General features: G+C 36.3%; 3 protein-coding genes. All 3 read right to left on the reverse strand.

From position 1 onward, the window contains the following. Positions 1-217: 217 nt before the first annotated feature. Positions 218-478 carry a stage V sporulation protein S gene (locus tag ACOI1D_RS21235; protein WP_422504166.1) on the reverse strand — a complete coding sequence of 87 codons (261 nt, stop codon included), beginning with the start codon at positions 476-478 and terminating at the stop codon, positions 218-220. A 107-nt stretch (positions 479-585) separates the two neighbouring features. After that, complete coding sequence (locus ACOI1D_RS21240) at positions 586-1,383, reverse strand: TIGR00282 family metallophosphoesterase (RefSeq protein ID WP_422504168.1); 798 nt, start codon at positions 1,381-1,383, stop codon at positions 586-588. A gap of 220 nt (positions 1,384-1,603) precedes the next feature. Then, on the reverse strand, positions 1,604-3,160 hold the full coding sequence (rny, locus tag ACOI1D_RS21245; RefSeq protein ID WP_422504170.1) for a ribonuclease Y: 1,557 nt from the start codon (positions 3,158-3,160) through the stop codon (positions 1,604-1,606). Positions 3,161-3,328: the final 168 nt, after the last annotated feature.

A 3,328-nucleotide genomic window follows, 5' to 3' on the forward strand; every position in this document is an offset into this window, starting at 1 on the left:
TGCAACTTTAGGTTAACAAAAAGAGAGGGAAATGGGTGTATTTTTTTGTCATTTTTTAAAATGTTTTCAGGACCCGACATGATAAAGGACACCACCACATTCAGTATAGAGCCAAAAATAGAAAAATAGTGCTATTTTGAATTATAAATGTTCTCAAAATGTAAAAAAATAGTGCTATACATTTTAATGTATAACACTTCAAAAGTATGATTTCAGTTTATCTTGGTTCTACTATTAGTTTAATTGCCGTTCTTTCTTCATTATCAATCATGATATCAGTAAATGCTGGGATACATATTAAATCTACCCCACTCGGTGCTACAAAACCTCGGGCTATTGCTACTGCTTTCACGGCCTGGTTTAATGCACCAGCACCGATAGCCTGCAACTCTGCTGTGCCACGTTCTCGTAGTACGTTTGCAAGTGCGCCTGCAACTGAATTTGGGCTGGATTTTGCTGAAACTTTTAATACATCCATTACTAGTACCTCCCTTATTTGCTAATGTAGTTCTAATGCTACTATATTCTTGGAGATGATAGCTTATTACCCCTATTATGCATTAAAGATTCTAAACATTCAAATAGTCAACTAAAAAAAGGATGGTCGTCGTTAATCATGATCCGCTCAATATGTGTAGTCTTTCCACTTTTTTCATCTACTGTTGCTAAAATACCATTTAACTGTGTTCTTCCCTTTTTATCGGTTTCAAAACGTACAGGTAAATTTGTCATAAATCGTTTGATCACTGCTTCCTTCTCTACTCCCAATATACCATCGTATGGACCAGTCATACCTACATCGGTTATATAACCAGTACCTTGTGGTAAAATCCTTTCATCAGCTGTTTGTGTGTGCGTGTGTGTACCTACCACGATACTTGCCCGTCCATCAACATACCAACCCATCGCTTGTTTTTCACTTGTTGCCTCTGCGTGAAAATCAAGAAATATGACAGATGTACGCATCTTTGCCTCGGCAATTAATTCATCTACCTTGCGAAATGGATCGTCGAGTGCTGGAAGAAAGGTTCGACCTTGTAAATTAATAACCGCAATTTCCTTTCCATTAATGTTTATGTAAACAATTCCATTGCCAGGTGTACCTTCTGGGAAATTGGCTGGCCGAATCATATATTTTGCGCTATCAATAAATTCAAAGATTTCTTTTTTATCCCAAGTATGGTTACCCATTGTAATAACCTGTGCACCGTATTCTAAAAACTGTTTATAGATTTTTTCTGTTATACCTTTTCCAGATGCAGCGTTTTCTCCATTAATAATTGTCATTGTCGGGCGGAACTTTTCTTTTAATTTAGGTAAATATTCCTTTATCATATCTCGTCCTGGAGATCCAACAACGTCCCCTATAAATAATATTTTCATTATCAATCATTCCTATCTTGTAAAGTAAGACTAGTGTTGCATAAGAAAAAAATGTTGTCAAAAACTAGGCTGAAAAAACGTCTACATATTGCTTCTACAATCTTTCAATTTCTAATAACTATTATAGATTACTATCTTCTAGTAAGAACTAGTTTCTAAATTATGTACTTGATTTCTTAAATATTTACAAAAAAAAATAAAAGCGGCTCTAACTCCGCTTTTATTTTGCATACTCTACTGTTCTTGTTTCCCTTATTACAGTTACTTTAATGTGGCCAGGATAATCTAGCTCATTTTCTATTCGTTTTCGAATTTCCCTAGCAACTTTTATTGATTCAAGATCATTGATTTCATCTGGTTTGACGATTATTCGAATTTCTCGACCAGCTTGGATTGCAAATGACTTTTCAACGCCTGTAAATGATTCAGAAATTTCTTCCAGTTTTTCAAGACGTTTGATGTAATTTTCTAATGTTTCACTTCTTGCGCCAGGACGTGCAGCTGAAAGTGCATCTGCTGCAGCCACAAGAACAGAAATAACTGAAGTAGCCTCTTCGTCACCGTGGTGGGAAGCAATTGCATTAATAACAACCTCGTGCTCCTTGTATTTGACACCAAGTTCTTTCCCGATTTCCACGTGACTGCCCTCTACTTCATGATCAATTGCCTTACCAATATCATGAAGTAATCCAGCTCTACGTGCTAGTTTCTCATCTTCACCTAATTCTGCAGCTAGCAATCCAGATAGATATGCAACCTCAGTAGAATGCTTCAATACATTCTGTCCATAGCTAGTACGATATTTTAGACGACCAAGTATTTTAACAAGATCCGGATGTAGACCATGTACACCGATTTCGAACGTTGTTTCTTCACCAATTTCCCGTATATATTCATCAACTTCACGACGAGCCTTATCAACCATTTCTTCAATTCGAGCTGGGTGAATTCGACCATCCTGTACAAGTTTTTCTAACGCCATACGAGCTGTTTCTCTTCGAATTGGATCAAAACCAGATAATATCACTGCTTCTGGTGTATCATCAATGATTAAATCAATACCAGTTAAGGTTTCTAATGTACGTATGTTACGACCTTCACGTCCAATTATCCGCCCTTTCATTTCATCATTTGGAAGATTCACAACAGACACTGTAGTTTCTGCTACGTGATCAGCTGCACAGCGCTGTATTGCTAAAGAAAGGATACTTTTTGCTTTCTTATCAGCTTCTTCTTTCGCACGATTTTCAGCGTCTTTTATCATTATTGCCGATTCATGTGTCACTTCTTGTTCGATTCGCTCTAAAATGACCTGTTTAGCTTGGTCAGTTGTATATCCTGAAATGCGTTCAAGCTCCGTTTGCTGCATTTGTATCATTGCTTCCACTTTGCCTTCCATTTCTTCAATTTGTTGTTGTTTTTCTGTTAGTGAATTTTCTTTCTTCTCTAACGAGAGCTCACGCTTATCAAGCGTCTCACTTTTTCTGTCCAGATTTTCTTCTTTATGCATAAGACGAGTTTCTTGCTTTTGTGTTTCATTTCGTCTTTCACGCAAGTCCTGTTCTGTTTGTTGGCGAAGTTTATGATTTTCATCTTTCGCCTCAAGAAGTGCTTCTTTTTTCGAAGCATCTGCATTTCGATGTGCTTCATCAACTATTTGTTTAGCTAATTTTTCCGCACTGGAAATTTTAGCTTCTGCAATAGATTTACGAATCAGATAACCAACAACAATACCGACGATTAGGGCAAACAAAATGGAGATGATTAGTGTTGTCATTAAGTCCAAGGTTTCACCTCCCATTGTTATAAAGTTGTACAATACATTATTGTCGGCATTTACCAAATTTAGCTAAAAAATATCAATATTTGTATAATGCATTTAAAATAATTATACATCCTAATTTTAATTGTCTACTTTACCATTGTCAAGGAAACGTAACAATTA

This window comes from Virgibacillus sp. DJP39, assembly GCF_049310925.1.
Classification (GTDB): domain Bacteria; phylum Bacillota; class Bacilli; order Bacillales; family Amphibacillaceae; genus Virgibacillus_F.

Excerpts from the sequence above, each read along its gene's own strand:
- rny (WP_422504170.1), bottom strand. The coding sequence starts at position 3,160 with ATGACAACACTAATCATCTCCATTTTGTTTGCCCTAATCGTCGGTATT.
- ACOI1D_RS21240 (WP_422504168.1), bottom strand. The coding sequence starts at position 1,383 with ATGAAAATATTATTTATAGGGGACGTTGTTGGATCTCCAGGACGAGAT.
- ACOI1D_RS21235 (WP_422504166.1), bottom strand. The coding sequence starts at position 478 with ATGGATGTATTAAAAGTTTCAGCAAAATCCAGCCCAAATTCAGTTGCA.